The sequence below is a fragment of the Micromonospora sp. CNZ297 genome (genome assembly GCF_007827625.1).
Genome location: NZ_VISU01000009.1, coordinates 201,263 through 216,733, shown reverse-complemented (window position 1 = coordinate 216,733; position 15,471 = coordinate 201,263). Strand labels below are relative to the sequence as shown.

At 72.5% G+C, this 15,471-nt stretch carries 14 protein-coding genes; 10 read left to right on the top strand and 4 right to left on the bottom strand.

The features are described 5' to 3' along the window. Positions 1 to 28: 28 nt before the first annotated feature. Entirely contained in the window at positions 29 to 433 is a 405-nt protein-coding gene (locus tag FB454_RS18405) for a secondary thiamine-phosphate synthase enzyme YjbQ (protein ID WP_030271630.1), read from the bottom strand. A 189-nt stretch (positions 434 to 622) separates the two neighbouring features. Here FB454_RS18405 and aceE point away from each other — a divergent pair, with 189 nt between their 5' ends. Next, entirely contained in the window at positions 623 to 3,367 is a 2,745-nt protein-coding gene (gene aceE / locus FB454_RS18400) for a pyruvate dehydrogenase (acetyl-transferring), homodimeric type (RefSeq protein WP_013287828.1), read from the top strand. Positions 3,368 to 3,505: 138 nt separating this feature from the next. Here aceE and FB454_RS18395 read toward each other — a convergent pair whose 3' ends face one another. Then, positions 3,506 to 3,952 (bottom strand): SRPBCC family protein, encoded by a 447-nt coding sequence (locus FB454_RS18395; protein WP_013287829.1) that lies wholly within the window; start codon positions 3,950 to 3,952, stop codon positions 3,506 to 3,508. A gap of 202 nt (positions 3,953 to 4,154) precedes the next feature. On the opposite strand from FB454_RS18395, the gene FB454_RS18390 reads away from it, so the two are divergent. From FB454_RS18390 to gltX, 3 genes are all read left to right on the top strand, one after another. Further along, positions 4,155 to 5,468 (top strand): GH1 family beta-glucosidase, encoded by a 1,314-nt coding sequence (locus FB454_RS18390; protein ID WP_030271634.1) that lies wholly within the window; start codon positions 4,155 to 4,157, stop codon positions 5,466 to 5,468. Next, positions 5,465 to 6,742, top strand: coding sequence for an MFS transporter (locus FB454_RS18385; RefSeq protein ID WP_145823216.1), 1,278 nt, complete (start codon positions 5,465 to 5,467; stop codon positions 6,740 to 6,742). The genes FB454_RS18390 and FB454_RS18385 overlap by 4 nt, the downstream gene beginning before the upstream one ends. Before the next feature lie 126 nt (positions 6,743 to 6,868). Continuing rightward, positions 6,869 to 8,278 carry a glutamate--tRNA ligase gene (gene gltX / locus FB454_RS18380; protein ID WP_030271635.1) on the top strand — a complete coding sequence of 470 codons (1,410 nt, stop codon included), beginning with the start codon at positions 6,869 to 6,871 and terminating at the stop codon, positions 8,276 to 8,278. Positions 8,279 to 8,447: 169 nt separating this feature from the next. Here gltX and FB454_RS18375 read toward each other — a convergent pair whose 3' ends face one another. Further along, entirely contained in the window at positions 8,448 to 9,050 is a 603-nt protein-coding gene (locus tag FB454_RS18375) for a copper resistance CopC family protein (RefSeq protein ID WP_071098154.1), read from the bottom strand. A 192-nt stretch (positions 9,051 to 9,242) separates the two neighbouring features. On the opposite strand from FB454_RS18375, the gene FB454_RS18370 reads away from it, so the two are divergent. Next, positions 9,243 to 9,905 carry a hypothetical protein gene (locus tag FB454_RS18370; protein WP_013287834.1) on the top strand — a complete coding sequence of 221 codons (663 nt, stop codon included), beginning with the start codon at positions 9,243 to 9,245 and terminating at the stop codon, positions 9,903 to 9,905. A 56-nt stretch (positions 9,906 to 9,961) separates the two neighbouring features. Here the strand turns inward: FB454_RS18370 and FB454_RS18365 are convergent, their stop codons facing one another. Continuing rightward, positions 9,962 to 10,291, bottom strand: a complete 330-nt coding sequence (locus FB454_RS18365) for a hypothetical protein (protein ID WP_145754767.1) — start codon at positions 10,289 to 10,291, stop codon at positions 9,962 to 9,964. Positions 10,292 to 10,434: 143 nt separating this feature from the next. On the opposite strand from FB454_RS18365, the gene FB454_RS18360 reads away from it, so the two are divergent. From FB454_RS18360 to fabF, 5 genes are all read left to right on the top strand, one after another. After that, the gene (locus FB454_RS18360; RefSeq protein WP_225319759.1) at positions 10,435 to 11,670 is read left to right on the top strand and encodes a PucR family transcriptional regulator; all 1,236 of its coding nucleotides are present in this window, start codon (positions 10,435 to 10,437) and stop codon (positions 11,668 to 11,670) included. Positions 11,671 to 11,767: 97 nt separating this feature from the next. After that, positions 11,768 to 12,937: an acyltransferase domain-containing protein gene (locus FB454_RS18355; RefSeq protein WP_145823215.1), complete on the top strand. Its 1,170-nt coding sequence runs from the start codon at positions 11,768 to 11,770 to the stop codon at positions 12,935 to 12,937. Next, positions 12,938 to 13,882 carry a beta-ketoacyl-ACP synthase III gene (locus FB454_RS18350; RefSeq protein WP_013287838.1) on the top strand — a complete coding sequence of 315 codons (945 nt, stop codon included), beginning with the start codon at positions 12,938 to 12,940 and terminating at the stop codon, positions 13,880 to 13,882. Between the two features lie 83 nt (positions 13,883 to 13,965). Then, positions 13,966 to 14,205, top strand: coding sequence for an acyl carrier protein (locus tag FB454_RS18345; protein WP_007072348.1), 240 nt, complete (start codon positions 13,966 to 13,968; stop codon positions 14,203 to 14,205). 2 nt (positions 14,206 to 14,207) lie between these two features. Then, a complete protein-coding gene (gene fabF / locus FB454_RS18340) occupies positions 14,208 to 15,434 on the top strand; it encodes a beta-ketoacyl-ACP synthase II (RefSeq protein ID WP_013475619.1) in 1,227 nt (408 codons plus the stop codon). Positions 15,435 to 15,471: the final 37 nt, after the last annotated feature.

The following is a 15,471-nucleotide window of genomic DNA, read 5'->3' as shown; positions in this document are numbered from 1 at the left end:
CCGGGCGCGCGGCGCCCGGGCCGGCCGGTCAGCCGGCCAGGAACGAGAAGCGCACCTGACGGTCGGGGTTGTCGCCGTTGGTGTCGACCAGGCAGATCGACTGCCAGGTGCCGAGCTGGAGCCGCCCGCCGAGCACCGGCAGCGTCGCGTACGGCGGCACGAACGCCGGCAGCACGTGGTCGCGGCCGTGTCCGGGTGAGCCGTGCCGGTGCCGCCACCTGTCGTCGGTAGGGAGCAGGTCGTCGAGCGCCCGGAGCAGGTCGTCGTCGGAGCCGGCACCGGTCTCGATGATCGCCAGCCCGGCGGTGGCGTGCGGGACGAAGACGTGCAGCAGGCCGTCGCCGGCCCCGGACACGAACCGCTCGGCCTCGCTCGTGATGTCCCGGACGGTCGGCCGGGAGCCGGTCCGGACGGTGATCACCTCACTGCGCATACGGCGCATTCTGCCGCAGGGCCCGGTTCACCGCCCCGCCCGCCGATAGCGCATCCGGCGATAGCGCAAAGTTACTGATGGGTACCTGTGTTCAGCGTCGCGTCTGGGGGTGGGAGAGGTGACGGCACACGCCACCAGGGGGCAGGATGGCGCTAGAGACCTATCCCACACGAAACCGAGGGAACGCCTGTGGCTACGGAACGCAAGCGCCCGGTGATCACCGCTGGTCTGCCGAGCCAGCTTCCGGACATCGACCCTGAAGAGACCAGCGAATGGGTCGAGTCACTCGACGGTGTCATCGACGAGCGCGGGACAAAGCGAGCCCGGTACGTCATGCTGCGCCTGCTGGAGCGGGCCCGCGAGCGGCAGGTCGGGGTGCCGTCACTGACCACCACCGACTACATCAACACGATCCCGCCGGAGCGCGAACCGTGGTTCCCGGGTGACGAGCACGTCGAGCGGCGGCTGCGGGCGTACATCAGGTGGAACGCCGCGATGCTGGTGCACCGGGCGCAGCGCCCGGAGATCGGCGTCGGTGGGCACATCTCCACGTTCGCCAGCTCGGCGTCCCTCTACGAGGTGGGCTTCAACCACTTCTTCCGGGGCAAGAACCACCCGGGCGGCGGCGACCAGATCTTCTACCAGGGTCACGCCTCCCCCGGCATGTACGCGCGGGCGTTCCTGGAGGGCCGGCTCAGCGAGAGCCAGCTCGACGGCTTCCGGCAGGAGCTGTCGCACCCCGGCGGCGGGCTCCCGTCGTACCCGCACCCGCGGCTGATGCCGGACTTCTGGGAGTTCCCCACCGTCTCGATGGGCCTCGGCCCGCTGAACGCGATCTACCAGGCGCGGTTCAACCGCTACCTGCACCACCGCGGCATCAAGGACACCTCCCAGCAGCACGTCTGGGCGTTCCTCGGCGACGGTGAGATGGACGAGGTCGAGTCGCTCGGCGCGATCGGCGTGGCCGCCCGCGAGGAGCTGGACAACCTCACCTTCGTGATCAACTGCAACCTCCAGCGCCTGGACGGACCGGTCCGCGGCAACGGCAAGGTCATGCAGGAGCTGGAGGCGTTCTTCCGGGGCGCCGGCTGGAACGTCATCAAGGTGGTCTGGGGCCGCGAGTGGGATCCGCTGCTCGCCGCGGACACCGACGGCGCGCTGGTCAACCTGATGAACACCACGCCCGACGGTGACTACCAGACCTACAAGGCGGAGTCCGGTTCGTACGTGCGGGAGCACTTCTTCGGCCGCGACCCGCGGACCCGCAAGATGGTCGAGCACCTGTCCGACGACGAGATCTGGAACCTCAAGCGGGGTGGCCACGACTACCGCAAGCTCTACGCGGCCTACAAGGCGGCGATGGAGCACACCGGCCAGCCGACGGTGATCCTCGCCAAGACGATCAAGGGCTGGACGCTCGGCTCGCACTTCGAGGGCCGCAACGCCACCCACCAGATGAAGAAGCTGACGCTGGAGGACCTGAAGCTCTTCCGCGACCGCCTCTACCTGGACATCCCGGACAAGCAGCTGGAGGAGAACCCGTACCTCCCGCCGTACTACACCCCGGGCGAGAAATCCGACGAGATCGCGTACCTGAAGGACCGGCGTCAGCAGCTCGGCGGCTACCTGCCCACGCGCAGCACCGCGCGCAAGACGCTGGCCATCCCGGGCACCGAGCGGTTCTCCGACGTCAAGCGCGGGTCGGGCAAGCAGAAGGTCGCCACCACGATGGCGTTCGTCCGCCTGCTCAAGGACATCATGAAGGACAAGGAGTTCGGCAAGCGCTGGGTGCCGATCATCCCGGACGAGGCCCGTACCTTCGGTATGGACTCGCTGTTCCCGACCCAGAAGATCTACTCGCCGCACGGCCAGCGCTACACCTCGGTGGACCGGGAGCTGTTCCTGTCCTACAAGGAGTCGACCACCGGCCAGATCCTGCACGAGGGGATCAACGAGGCCGGTTCGGTGGCCTCGTTCACGGCCGCGGGCACGGCGTACGCCACCCACGGCGAGCCGATGATCCCGCTGTACATCTTCTACTCGATGTTCGGCTTCCAGCGCACGGGCGACGGGTTCTGGGCGGCGGCGGACCAGATGGCGCGGGGCTTCGTGCTCGGCGCGACAGCCGGCCGGACCACGCTCAACGGTGAGGGCCTCCAGCACGAGGACGGCCACTCGCTGCTGCTCGCCGCCACCAACCCGGCGGTGGTCTCCTACGACGCGGCGTTCGCCTTCGAGCTGGCGCACATCGTGGAGAACGGCCTGCACCGGATGTACGGCGAGGCGCAGGAGAACATCTTCTACTACCTCACCATCTACAACGAGCCGATCTTCCAGCCGGCCGAGCCGGAGGGCGTGGACGTCGAGGGCATCCTCAAGGGCATCCACCGCTACTCCCCCGCGCCGCAGGTCGGTGACGACGCGCCGAAGGCGAACATCCTCGCATCCGGCACCGGGATGCAGTGGGCGCTCAAGGCCCAGCAGCTGCTCGCCGAGGACTGGGGCGTGTCCGCCGACGTGTGGTCGGTGACGTCCTGGACCGAGCTGCGCCGCGACGCGGTGGAGTGCGAGGAGCACAACCTGCTCAACCCGGGCGAGGAGCCGCGCGTGCCGTACATCGCGCGGAAGCTGGCCGACGCCGACGGGCCGAAGGTCGCTGTGAGCGACTGGATGCGCGCGGTGCCGGACCTGATCGCGCGCTGGGTGCCCGGGGACTACACCTCGCTCGGCACCGACGGCTTCGGCATGTCGGACACCCGGCACGCGCTGCGCCGCCACTTCCACGTGGACGCCGAGTCGGTGGCGGTCGCGACGCTGCGCCAGCTCGCGCTGCGCGGCGTGGTGCCGGCGCACGTGCCGGCCGACGCGGCCCGCAAGTACGCGCTGGACGACGTCAACGCCGCCCCGGTCGGCGAGACCGGCGGCGACAGCTGAAAGGAAGGGCCCCTTCTTAACGCCTCCGGTAGAGGAGGGGCCCCTTCTTAACACCTCGGGCACAGACGACGACGGCCCGGCGTCCCTGGCGGGAACGCCGGGCCGTCACCATCGCGGGCGACGCCGGGACGGGCTCGGTCAGCCGACGGCGGCCAGGTCGGTCAGCCGGGCCAGCGAGTCCTCCAGGTCGGCGCCGACCCGGCGCAGGCCGAGCCGGAGCAGGGCCGCCTTGACGGGTCCGGCGGGCCACCGCACGACGATCAGGCGTACGACGGTGCCGCCACCCTCCTCGTCCGGGGTGAGCTGGACATAGATCTCGGTGCGCGCCTCGGCCCGGGCGCCGGCGCCCTTCGCGCGTTCGCGCCAGCCGATCAGGGTCGGCTCCTGGAAGGCGATCACCTCGGCCTCGTGCGCGGCGCCGCGTCCGGCCTGGACCAGCTGCCGCCGCCCGAATCCCTCCCCGGACAGGACCTCGGCCGCGCGGACTCCCGCCAGCCAGGCCGGCAGCTGCTCGGCGCGCTGCACGACGTCCCAGACCACATCCACCGGCGCCGCCACGTGCGCGCTTCGTTCCACGAGGATCATGAGTATCTTTCCCCCACTTAAATCACATCCGCGATATTTGGCACTCTATGTGTAAATCGGACTTAAGCGGACGGGTTCGGAAAAGACACGCCGAACTCCCTTGCGTCATCCACCCATGACGGCCTATGGCGCGTCGGTCCGCAGAGCCCTAGAGTCGCGAGCACGCTTCACGTTCCTGGAGGGTGACTTGACGACCGCGCCGATGCCCGAGTTCCCCGCCGGCTTCCGCTGGGGGGTCTCCACCTCCGCGTACCAGATCGAGGGTGCGACCACAGTCGACGGGCGTGGTCCGTCCATCTGGGACACGTTCGCCCACGACCCGGGCCGGATCGCCGACGGCAGCACCGGCGACCAGGCGTGCGACCACTACCACAGGTACGCCGAGGACACCGCGCTGCTGGCCGGGCTGGGGGTGTCCGCGTACCGGTTCTCGATCGCCTGGCCCCGGATCCAGCCGGCCGGCACCGGCCCGGCGAACGCCGCCGGGCTGGACTTCTACGACCGGCTGGTGGACGGACTGCTCGCCGCCGGTGTGGACCCGGTCGCCACGCTGTTCCACTGGGACCTGCCGCAGGCGCTGGAGGACGCCGGCGGCTGGCTCAACCGGGACACCGCCGCCCGCTTCGCCGAGTACGCCGACCTGACCGCGGCCCGCCTCGGCGACCGGGTGAAGCTCTGGATCACGCTCAACGAGCCGTTCATCCACATGAGCCTCGGCCACGGCATGGGCGAGCACGCGCCGGGCCGCACGCTGCTGTTCGACGCCTTCCCGGTGGCCCACCACCAGCTCCTCGGGCACGGCCTCGCGGTCGCCGCGCTGCGCGCCCGCAGCACGTCCCCGGTGGCGATCGCCAACAACTACTCCCCGGTGCGCCTGGCCGGCGACACCGACGCGGACCGGGCCGCCGCCGCGGCGTACGACGCGCTGCACAACCGCCTGTTCACCGATCCGCTGCTCGGACGCGGCTACCCGGACGCGCTCGGCCCCGACCCCGCAGTGGTACGCGACGGCGACCTGGACGTGATCGCCGCCCCGATCGACGTCCTCGGCGTCAACTACTACAACCCGACCGGCATCCGGGCACCGGAAGCGGGCTCGCCGCTGCCGTTCGAGATCGTGCCGCTGGACGGCTACCCGCGTACCGCGTTCGACTGGCCGGTGGCCCCGGACGGGCTGCGCGAGCTGCTGCTCCTCCTGCACGAGCGGTACGGCGACGCGCTGCCGCCGATCCAGGTCACCGAGAGCGGCTGCGCGTACGACGACGCGCCGGACGCCGACGGCCGGGTGCACGACCCGGAGCGGATCGCGTACCTGGACGGGCACATCCGCGCGGTGCGCGAGGCGATGGCCGGGGGCGTGCCGGTGACCGGGTACTTCGTCTGGTCGCTGCTGGACAACTGGGAGTGGGCCGAGGGCTTCACCAAGCGGTTCGGCCTGGTGCATGTCGACTTCGACACCCAGCGGCGGACGCCGAAGTCGTCGTACACCTGGTTCCGGGATCTGGTCCGGCGGTGACCACTGTGAACCCGACGCCGGCCTCGCTGCCGGCGGCGCTCGCCGAGCCGACCGTCCCGGTACGGCGGAGCTGGATCGCGCTGATCTTCGCGGCCAACCTGGGCGTCTGGATGGCGTTCTTCACCCCGATCCAGGTGCTGCTGCCGCAGCAGGTGGAACGGATCGCCCCGGCCGACAAGGAGGCCATGCTGGCGGTGGTCACCGGCATCGGCGCGCTCGCCGCGGTGCTGGCGAACCCGCTCGCCGGGGCGCTGTCCGACCGCACCTCGCTGCGGCTGGCCAACCGGCACTTCGGCCGCCGCCACGTCTGGACCGCGCTCGGCGCGGTCATCGGCGCGCTCGCCCTGGTGCTGCTGGCCCGGCAGAACACCATCGCCGGGGTGGCGGTGGCCTGGGTCGCAGCGCAGGTCTGCTTCAACGCGATGCTGGCCAGCCTCACCGCCGCGATCCCGGACCGCGTGCCGGTGGCGCAGCGCGGCGGCGTGTCCGGCTGGGTGGGCATCCCGCAGGCGCTGGGTCTGGTGCTCGGCGCGGTGCTGGTCACCGCCGTGGTCACCGGAAACGCGGCCGGGTACGCGGCGATCGCGCTCGCCGTGCTGCTGCTGTCGCTGCCGTTCGCGCTGCTGACCCAGGACGACCACCTGCCCCGGGAGCACCGCTCACCGCTGCGGCTGCGCTCGCTGTTCGCCTCGATGTGGATCAGCCCGCGCCGCCACCCCGACTTCGCCTGGGCCTGGTTCACCCGGTTCCTGGTGCAGACCGGAAACGCGCTGGGCACGCTCTACCTGCTCTACTTCCTCACCGACGGGGTACGGGTGGCCGACCCCGAGGGCTCCCTGCTGGTGCTGATCCTGCTCTACACGCTGGGCATGATGCTCACCGCGGTGGTCGCCGGGCGCATGTCCGACCGCTCCGGCCGGCGCAAGGTCTTCGTGATCACCTCCGGGCTGATCATGGCGGTGGCGGCGGTGCTGCTGGCGGCGGCTCCCACCTGGCCGATGGCGATCGTCGCGGCGCTGCTGCTCGGCGCGGGCTACGGCGTCTACCTGTCGGTGGACGCGGCCCTGATCACCCAGGTGCTGCCCGCCGCGACCGACCGGGCCAAGGACCTCGGCGTGATCAACATCGCCAACTCGGCGCCGCAGGTGCTCGGGCCGGCGCTGTCCGCGCCGATCGTCGTGCACCTCGGCGGCTACCCGACGCTGTACGCGGTCACCGCGGTGGTCACCCTGCTCGGCAGCGCCCTGGTCGTGAAGATCCGCTCCGTGCCGTGACGCCCGCCGGCCGCGCGCGTGTGTCAGCGCGTGTTGGCGAGTGTTAAGAAGGGGCCCCTTCACCTCCGGAGACGTTAAGAAGGGGCCCTTCCTTACTCGGTGGCGGCCCGCCGTAGGCTGGGGGGCGTGACGGTACGTGTACGCTTCGCCCCTTCCCCGACCGGTATGTTCCACGTCGGCGGCGCCCGTTCGGCGCTGCAGAACTGGATCTTCGCCAAGCAGCAGGGCGGGGTGTTCGTGCTGCGCATCGAGGACACCGACGCGGCACGTAACCGGCCCGAGTGGACCGAGGGCATCCTGTCCGCGCTCGACTGGATCGGCATCGCCCGGGGCAGCTACGAGGGCCCGTACTTCCAGTCCTCGTACGCGGGCGAGCACCGGGCCGCCGCGCAGCGGCTGTACGAGGGCGGCCGGGCCTACTACTGCGACTGCACCCGCGAGGACGTGCAGGCGCGTACCGGCCCGCAGCAGCGCGGCTACGACGGCTTCTGCCGGGACCGCGGCCTGGAGCCGGGCGAGGGACGGGCACTGCGTTTCCGGACGCCGGACGAGGGCGAGACAGTGGTGGTCGACCTGGTCCGCGGCGAGCCGACGTTCGAGAACAAGCTGATCGAGGACTTCGTCATCGCCCGTGGCGACGGCTCCCCGGTGTTCCTGCTGGCGAACGTGGTCGACGACATGAGCATGGGCATCACCCACGTGATCCGGGCCGAGGAGCACCTGCCGAACACCCCGAAGCAGCAGCTGCTGTGGGACGCGCTCGGCGTCAAGCCGCCGATCTGGGCGCACGTGCCGGTGGTGGTGAACGAGAAGCGGCAGAAGCTGTCCAAGCGGCGGGACAAGGTCGCGCTGGAGGCGTACCGGGACGAGGGCTACCTCGCCGACGCGATGCGCAACTACCTGATGCTGCTGGGCTGGGCGCCGTCGGGCGACCGGGAGATCGTGCCCTGGTCGGTGATCGAGGAGGAGTTCCGGCTGGACGAGGTGAACCCGTCCCCGGCGTTCTTCGACGAGAAGAAGCTGCGCGCGTTCAACGGCGACTACATCCGGGCGCTGCCGGTGGAGGACTTCGTCGAGGCGTGCCGGCCGTGGCTCACCGGCACCGAGACCATCGCCCCGCCGCCGTGGCAGCCCGACGAGTTCGACCCGGCCGCGTTCGCGGCGGTGGCCCCGCTGGCGCAGACCCGGATCGCGGTGCTCAGCGAGATCGTGCCGAACGTCGACTTCCTGTTCCTGGCCGACCCGCTGATCGACGAGGCGGCATGGGCCAAGGCCATGAAGGAGGGCGCCGCCGACCTGCTGGACGCGGCGATCGTGGCGTTCGAGGCGCTGGAGTCCTGGGACGCCGAGTCGCTGAAGGCCACGCTGGAGGCGGTCGGCGCGGAGCGCGGGCTGAAGCTGGGCAAGGCGCAGGCGCCGGTACGCGTCGCGGTCACCGGGCGCACCGTCGGCCTGCCGTTGTTCGAGTCGCTGGAGGTGCTCGGCCGCGACCGTACGCTGACCCGGCTGCGCGCCGCCCGCGTACGCCTGGTCTGAGCCGCGGCACGGCGCCCGTTCCCGACGCTCGGGCGTGTCGTGGCCAGAAAGCGGTTCCTCTATTGGCCTATATGCCTCTGAGTCATAATTATGACTCAGAGGCATATAGGTTTTCGGCGATCATTGCGCCGGCAGTGTCACGCAGAGTGGTCCCGCGCACTGGCCACGATCACCGGCGGGTGGCCCGGCGGCGCAGCAGCAGCCCGCCGCCCAGCGCCGCGAGCACCACCACCGTGCCGGCCGCCCACAGCCAGCCCGTACCCCCGTCATCGTCCGCCCCGGCGGCGGCCGGGGTGGGGCTCGGCACCGCGCTGGTGGGCAGAGCGGCGGAAGTGGCGGGGGCGGCGCTGGTGGGCGGCACCGTCGCCGACGGCGACTCGGCCGGGGTGCCGGTGGTCAGGGTGAACCGGACCTCCCCCTTGATCGGGTGGCCGTCGTCGGAGGCCAGCCGGTAGGTCACGATGTAGAGGCCGGCCGCGCCCGGCCGGAACGGCACGATCACGCGCTTGCCGGAGAACGTCGGCGCGCCGCCGGTAGCGGCCACGTTGTCCGGGCCGGTGACTGTGACCTCGGTCGTCGCCTCCTTCGGCGTGGCGAGGAACCGCAGCTCGATCCGCTCCGGTGCGGCGGCCAGCCGGGCCCCGTCGCGCGGATCACTGCCGGTCAGCGAGTTGTGCGCGGCGGCGGGCGCGGCCGGCAGCAGCGCGAACGCCGCGACCACCCCGAGCACCACCGCCCAGGTACGCGCCACACGGGCGACCCTGCCCCCCATGGTTCCCTCCGTCCGGGTAGGATCCGGCCGATGATCATCGACCGCTCATTGGTCGGTCTCAGCTCGCAGATAGTTCCAAATACTCTTCCACCAGCTGCAACCGAGCGCCGTTCTGCGGAGTCTTTGTGGTGGACACCGGTCCAGTGTGACCTGCAGCGGAAGCCAGCCATCGAACGGGGCGAGGAGGCGGCGATGATCCGAAGGGTGAAACGGCTGCTGGTCGCCGTGACCGGGAGCGTGGCGGCCCTGGCGTGCACGCTGGCCCTGACCGGCACCGCGGCGGCCCAGGCGGCGCCCAAGCCGAAGCCGGCCCCCACCGGTGTCGACATCAGCGGCGAGCGGCTCGACGCGCCGCTGAAACTGCGCGCCGACACCAGCCCGAACGAGGTCAACCTGGTGATCGACCAGGTCAAGTGGCTGGGCACGACCGGCCAGCTGCGCGGCCCGGCCGCGAAGGATCTCGGTCCGAAGTACACGGTGGTGGTGCTCGCCGCCGCCGGCCCGCAGCGCACCTACGACCTGTTCCCGCTGGCCAAGGGCGGTCCCCGGATCTACCGGCCGGGCAAGCAGCCGGACCTGAGCAGCACCCGGGCCGGCTGGTTCTTCGGGCGGCTCAACATGCCCGAGACGCTGCGCTCGGTCGGCGTGCCGATGCCGGCGCAGTTCGACACGCTCGCTGGAGGCGTCGGCGGCGGCGAGCGGGTGCTTCCGGAGGAGGCGCTCGACCCGGTGCAGAACATCGACACCGCGCTCGGCGAGCTCCAGCGGCTGCTGCTGCTCAACGTGGGCATCGTGCTCGTCATCACCGCCGGGCTGGCCGGCATCGCGCTGCTGGTCCGCCGCCGCACCCGCTGAGCCCGGCCGCACCCGCTGAGCCCGGGCCGCACCCGGTCAGCCCGGCAGGCGGCGCGTCAGCACCAGCGGCGCGGCGGGCGCTCCCGGCGTGTGGTGCGGTTGCGCGGGCGTACCGCGCCGTGACGGTGGGCTCCCGCCCAGCCCGACAGGTCGCTGCGGCAGCTCCGGTCGGCCGGCTCGTCGTCGGTCAGGTGCGCCGGCTCCGCCGCCCGCTGCCGGGGCACGCCCGGCTCGTCCTCGGCACGCTCCGGCACCCGGCCGGCCGGCTGCTCCCCCTGGTGGTTCAGGCACGGCCGGCGCGGGTGCGTGGCAGTCGCCGGCTGGTCGTGACCCCGCCGGCAGGCCTCACCCTGGGCGCAACCGTGCTCGGCCTCCCCCTGCGCCATCCCCGGCCCCCTCACGCGTCGCCCTCGCCCGCCCGGCCGGAGTCTGGCCCGGCGTGCCCTGACACCGTACTGGCCCGGCCGGACGAGATCGTCAGCGCGTACCGGTGGAGATCGTCACGCCGCGGTGAGGGCGTCACCTCGAAGTGGATCCGCTGGTCACGCCGTGTCAGGCTGGTGCGGTGAGCGAACCGGGCGGAACGGAGACGTCGGCGACGCTGCGTCGCATCGAGCGGGCGGCGGGCGGCCTGGCCACCGCCAGCGTGGCGCGGATGGACGAGACGCTGCCGTGGTTCCGTGAGCTGCCCGCCGACCAGCGCTCCTGGGTCATGCTCGTCGCCCAGGCCGGCGTGCGCTCGCTGGTGCTGTGGCTGCGCCAGGGCGGCGGCGCGACCGACCGCACCCAGGAGGTGTCGGACGAGGTCTTCGCCGCCGCACCGCAGGCGCTGGCCCGCTCGATCAGCCTCCAGCAGACCGTGGCGCTGATCAAGGTGACCATCGACGTGGTCGAGGAGCAGGTGTCGGAGCTGGCCGTACCGGGCGAGGAGCAGTCGCTGCGGGAGGCGGTGCTGCGCTTCTCCCGGGAGATCGCGTTCGCCGCCGCACGGGTCTACGCCCGGGCCGCCGAGAGCCGCGGGTCCTGGGACGCCCGGTTGCAGGCGCTGCTGGTCGACGCGCTGCTGCGGGGCGACTCCCCGGACGTGCTGGCCAGCCGCGCCGCCGCGCTGGGCTGGACGGACGCGCCGCCGGTGGCGGTTGCGGTGGGCCGCTCCCCCGGCGGCGAGGTGGCAGCCGTGCTGCACACCGTCTACCGGCAGGCCCGGCGGATCGGCGTCGAGGTGATCGGCGGCGTGCACGGCGACCGCCTGGTCATCGTGCTGGGCGGGGCTGCCGATCCGGTGGCGGCCACGGAGAAGCTGCGTACCGCCTTCGGTGAGGGGCCGGTGGTGGTCGGGCCGGCGGTGCCCAGCCTGGACGAGGCCACCGAGTCGGCGCGGGCCGCGCTGGCCGGGTTCCGGGCCGCGCCGGCCTGGCCGACCGCGCCGTGCCCGGTCGCCGCCGACGAGCTGCTTCCGGAACGCGCGCTGGCCGGTGACACCGAGGCCCGCCGCCGGTTGCGCCACGACGTGTACGCGGCACTGGCCCGCTCCGGCGGCGAACTGCTGGAGACGCTCGACGCGTTCTTCGCCGCCGGCGGCACGCTGGAGAGCGCGGCCCGGGCGCTGTTCGTGCACCCGAACACCGTGCGCTACCGGCTGAAGCGGATCGCCGAGGTGACCGGATTCTCGCCGCTGGCCCCGCGCGACGCGTTCGCGTTGCAGGTCGCGCTGACAGTGGGACGCCTCGACCCGGTGGTGCCGACGGTCTCCGACCGGCGATGATCGCCGACAATCTTTGTAGGATTCCTCTAAAGGTTCTAGTGCGGTTTGGTGCCGTACGTTACAGCGCGGCACGCCGGTATCCGTCAGAGTCGTACACGTGCTCGCCGTACTCTCTCCCGGACAGGGTTCGCAGAAGCCCGGCTTCCTCGCGCCGTGGCTCGACCTCCCCGGCGCCGAGGCGCGTCTGCGCTGGTGGTCGGCGCTGGCCGGGGTGGACCTGATCCACCTGGGCACCCGGGCGGACGCGGACGAGATCAAGGACACCGCCCGTACCCAGCCGCTGCTGGTCGCCGCCGCGCTGCTCGCCGCCGAGCACCTGCCGATGCACGACGTCGGGCTGGTCGCCGGGCACAGCGTCGGCGAGCTGGGCGCCGCCGCGCTGGCCGGGGTGCTGCCGGCCGAGGCCGCCGTGACGCTCGCCGGCGTACGCGGGCGGGAGATGGCCGCCGCCTGCGCGCTGGAGCCGACCGGGATGGCCGCCGTGCTCGGCGGCGACCCGGACGAGGTGCTCGCCGCGCTGACGGCGCACGGGCTGCACCCGGCCAACCGCAACGGCGCCGGTCAGATCGTGGCCGCCGGCGCTGTCGACGCGCTGGACAGGCTCGCCGCCGAGCCGCCGACCCGCACCCGGGTCATCCGGCTCCAGGTGGCGGGCGCGTTCCACACGCCGTACATGGCGCCGGCCGAGACCGCGCTCGCCGCGGTCGCCGCCGGTGTCCCGGCCTCCGCCCCGGCCCGGATCCTGCTGTCCAACCTCGACGGCGCACCGGTCGGGCACGGCCCCGAGACGGTACGCCGGCTCGTCCGGCAGGTGACCGCTCCGGTCCGCTGGGACCTGTGCACGCGTACGCTGGCCGACCTCGGCGTCACCGGCGTGATCGAGCTGCCGCCGGCCGGCACCCTGGCCGGGCTGGTCAAGCGGGAGCTCAAGGGCGAGGGCGCGCCCGAGATCGTCACCCTGAACACGCCGGCCGACCTGCCCGCCGCGCGCCGCCTGATCGCCCGGCACGCCAGTCCCGCCGCCCGGCCGACCGCGCCGTCGTTCCGGGTGGTCGTCTCCCCCGCCGCCGGCCGCCTCGACCTGTCGGCCGGACCGGCCGAGGGTGCCGGGGTACACGCCGGACAGGTCCTCGGCCACGTCACCACGGGCCGGGGGCCGGTCGAGGTGACCGCGCACGACAACGGGCCGCTCGTCGAGTGGCTCGCACACCACGACGACCCGGTCGCACCGGGCCAGCCCCTCGTCCGTATCGGAGGAACGCACTAAATGGCCGGCAGCCGGATCGTCGCGATGGGGCACTACCAGCCCTCCCGCGTCGTCACGAACGACGAGATCGCCCAGATGGTCGACACCAACGACGAGTGGATCCGGGACCGGGTCGGCATCGTCACCCGGCGGATCGCGGGCGACGAGACGGTGGCCGACATGGCCACCGCCGCCGCCGGCAAGGCGCTCGCCAACGCCGGGCTGACCGCCGCCGACATCGACCTGGTCGTGGTGGCGACCTGCACGTCCGTGGACCGCAGCCCCAACGTGGCCTGCCGGGTCGCGGCCAAGCTGGGCATCAACGCGCCCGGGGCGTACGACCTCAACACCGCCTGCTCCGGATTCGCGTACGCGCTGGGCACCGTGGACCACGCGATCCGGGCCGGCGCGGCGCGCAACGCGATCGTCATCGGCGCGGAGAAGCTCTCCGACTTCACCGACTGGACCGACCGCTCGACCTGCATCATCTTCGCCGACGGCGCCGGGGCGGCGGTGGTCAGCGCGACCGCCGACGACGAGCCGGCCGGGATCGGGCCGGTGGTCTGGGGCTCCGCGCCGGAGAAGAGCGACGCGGTCCGGATCGAGGGCTGGCAGCCGTACATCACCCAGGAGGGGCAGTCGGTGTTCCGGTGGGCCACCACCGCGCTGGCCCCGCTCGCGCTCCAGGCGTGCGAGCGCGCCGGGGTGGACCCGTCGGAGCTGGCCGCGTTCGTGCCGCACCAGGCCAACGCCCGGATCATCGACGGCATCGCCAAGCGGCTGAACATCCCGGACGCGATCATCGCCAAGGACATCGTCGAGTCCGGCAACACGTCGGCGGCGAGCATCCCGCTGGCCCTGTCGAAGCTGGTCGAGCGGCGGGAGGTGCCCTCGGGCGCCCCGGTGCTGCTGTTCGGTTTCGGCGGCGGCCTGACCTACGCCGGTCAGGTCGTGCGCTGCCCCTGAGACCCCCTCGGGCGCGAACGCGCCGAGGTGTGTGACCGGCGACGCCGGTCACCGGTAACCCCCGATGAGAGGAACCAACCGCAATGACCCGTGACGAGATCACCGCCGGCCTCGCCGAGATCCTCGAAGAGGTTGCCGGGGTGAACCCGGACGACGTGGCCGAGGGGAAGTCCTTCACCGACGACCTCGACGTCGACTCGCTCTCCATGGTCGAGGTCGTGGTGGCGGCCGAGGAGAAGTTCGGCGTCAAGATCCCGGACAACGAGGTGCAGAACCTCAAGACCGTCGGGGACGCGGTCAGCTACATCGAGGCGCAGTCCTGATCATGAGTCGTCCCGACGTCGTCGTCACCGGGCTCGGCGCGACGACCCCGCTCGGCGGGGACGTCGCGTCGACCTGGGACGCCATGCTCGCCGGCCGCTCCGGGGTGGGTGCGCTCACCCAGGAGTGGGCCGCGCAACTGCCCGTCCGGATCGCCGCCGAACTGGCGGTCGACCCGTCCGAGGTGCTGGACCGGGTGAAGCTGCGCCGGCTGGACCGCTCGGAGGCGATCGCCATCATCGCCGCCAAGCAGGCGTGGGCAGACGCCGGTCTGGACGAGGCCGGGCCGGACCCGGAGCGCCTGGCGGTGAGCGTCGGCTCGGGCATCGGCGGCGCCACCACCCTGCTCGCCCAGGACGACATCCTGGAGGCGTCCGGACCGCGGCGGGTCTCCCCGCACACCATCCCGATGCTGATGCCGAACGGCCCGGCCGCCTGGGTCGGTCTGGAGCTGGGCGCCAAGGCCGGGGTGCACACCGTGGCCAGCGCCTGCGCGACCGGCGCGGAGGCGATCGCGCTGGGGCTGGACATCATCCGCGCCGGCCGGGCCGACGTGGTGGTGGCCGGCGGCACCGAGGCGGTCATCCACCCGCTGCCGATCGCCGGCTTCAGCTCGATGCGGGCCATGTCGACCCGCAACGACGAGCCGGAGCGGGCCTCCCGGCCGTGGGACTCGGGTCGCGACGGCTTCGTGCTCGGTGAGGGCGCGGGCGTGGTGATCCTGGAGCGCGCCGACCACGCCGCCGCCCGGGGCGCCCGGGTGTACGCGCGCCTGGCCGGCGCGGGGATCACCTCGGACGCGTACGACATCGTGCAGCCGCACGCCGAGGGTGAGGGCGCCATCCGGGCCATCGCCCGGGCGGTCGCCGACGCGGACGTGGCCCGTACCGACATCGTGCACGTCAACGCGCACGCCACCTCCACCCCGGTCGGGGACATGCTGGAGATCGGCGCGCTGCGTCAGGCGGTCGGCGACCACCCGGTGCTCACCGCCACGAAGTCGATGACCGGGCACCTGCTCGGTGCGGCCGGCGCGCTGGAGTCGATCGCCACCATCCTGGCCATCCGGGACGGCGTGATCCCGCCGACGATCAACCTGGACGACCCGGACGAGGGCCTGACCCTGGACGTCGCGGCGCACAAGGCACGTCACATGGAGATCCCGGCGGCGCTGAACAACGCGTTCGGCTTCGGCGGGCACAACGTGGCGCTGGTCTTCACCCGCCCCTGAGGTTCCGCCCTGAGGTAAGGAAGGGCCCCTTCTTAAC

What these genes read in the sequence shown, in the direction of transcription:
- FB454_RS18405 (WP_030271630.1), bottom strand. Translation starts at nt 433, where the DNA reads ATGCGCAGTGAGGTGATCACCGTCCGGACCGGCTCCCGGCCGACCGTC.
- FB454_RS18395 (WP_013287829.1), bottom strand. Translation starts at nt 3,952, where the DNA reads ATGATCCTCGTGGAACGAAGCGCGCACGTGGCGGCGCCGGTGGATGTG.
- FB454_RS18390 (WP_030271634.1), top strand. Translation starts at nt 4,155, where the DNA reads ATGCCCGAGTTCCCCGCCGGCTTCCGCTGGGGGGTCTCCACCTCCGCG.
- FB454_RS18375 (WP_071098154.1), bottom strand. Translation starts at nt 9,050, where the DNA reads ATGGGGGGCAGGGTCGCCCGTGTGGCGCGTACCTGGGCGGTGGTGCTC.
- FB454_RS18370 (WP_013287834.1), top strand. Translation starts at nt 9,243, where the DNA reads ATGATCCGAAGGGTGAAACGGCTGCTGGTCGCCGTGACCGGGAGCGTG.
- FB454_RS18365 (WP_145754767.1), bottom strand. Translation starts at nt 10,291, where the DNA reads ATGGCGCAGGGGGAGGCCGAGCACGGTTGCGCCCAGGGTGAGGCCTGC.
- FB454_RS18350 (WP_013287838.1), top strand. Translation starts at nt 12,938, where the DNA reads ATGGCCGGCAGCCGGATCGTCGCGATGGGGCACTACCAGCCCTCCCGC.
- FB454_RS18345 (WP_007072348.1), top strand. Translation starts at nt 13,966, where the DNA reads ATGACCCGTGACGAGATCACCGCCGGCCTCGCCGAGATCCTCGAAGAG.
- fabF (WP_013475619.1), top strand. Translation starts at nt 14,208, where the DNA reads ATGAGTCGTCCCGACGTCGTCGTCACCGGGCTCGGCGCGACGACCCCG.